The sequence below is a fragment of the 'Cynodon dactylon' phytoplasma genome (genome assembly GCF_009268075.1).
In the GTDB taxonomy this organism is placed as follows: domain Bacteria; phylum Bacillota_I; class Bacilli_A; order Acholeplasmatales; family Acholeplasmataceae; genus Phytoplasma; species Phytoplasma cynodontis.
This window is the reverse complement of sequence record NZ_VWOH01000015.1, coordinates 1-259: the sequence shown is the minus strand read 5'-3', so window position 1 is coordinate 259 and position 259 is coordinate 1. Positions and strand designations below refer to the sequence as shown.

At 24.3% G+C, this 259-nt stretch carries 1 pseudogene; it reads right to left on the bottom strand.

What is annotated here, in order from left to right:
* A pseudogene (locus F1741_RS02230) lies at positions 1-218 on the bottom strand (heat-inducible transcriptional repressor HrcA); the annotation flags it as partial.
* Positions 219-259 lie beyond the last annotated feature (41 nt).

Sequence of the window (259 nt, the reverse complement as noted above, 5' to 3'; positions counted from 1 at the left end):
GTAACATTTCCTAACAAGGTTAATGCTTCTCTCACGATAGTTTCTTTATTAAAATTTTTATTCTTAAAGATATTCTCAAATAAAGAAATTTGCTGAAAAATATCATGATTTCTAGTTATTAAATGATTAAAATAAAAAACATATCCTTTTAAAGAAGGAATTCTACCGCTAGATGCATGAGTTTTGCATAAATAACCTTTTTTTTCTAATTGAGCCATATCATAACGAATAGTAGCACTAGAATATTTTAAATAAGATA